Origin of the sequence: Pseudomonas sp. SIMBA_068, assembly GCF_046534705.1 — a bacterium.
GTDB classification, from domain to species: domain Bacteria; phylum Pseudomonadota; class Gammaproteobacteria; order Pseudomonadales; family Pseudomonadaceae; genus Aquipseudomonas; species Aquipseudomonas putida.
On the sequence record NZ_JAWRYI010000876.1, the window covers coordinates 1 to 259 of the forward strand.

General features: G+C 34.0%; 1 protein-coding gene. It reads right to left on the minus strand.

Going from position 1 to position 259, the window contains the following annotated elements; translation table 11 throughout:
* Window positions 1-259: hypothetical protein (locus tag SB756_RS31870; protein ID WP_410913473.1), on the minus strand; the 259-nt coding region annotated here is incomplete at both ends.

The window sequence follows — 259 nt, forward strand, 5'->3', positions numbered from 1 at the left end:
ACTCAAATTTTAGTTTAAATTCATCTAGGTAATAGTACGGCATAGTAATATTAGTATGGTCAATTACATCACTTTCGCTTTGCCAAATAACTGAGTATTTGTAAGGCGTACAGGCTTTTATTACCACAGCCTTTGCTTCATCACTAATTGCTTTAGTGTGACGAATGACCACAAAGTTATGCGTTTCACTTTGGCATAATTGTAGGTGGCTTATACTGTGTAATGGCTTATTGTGATTAATTAATTCATCAAAGAGTGT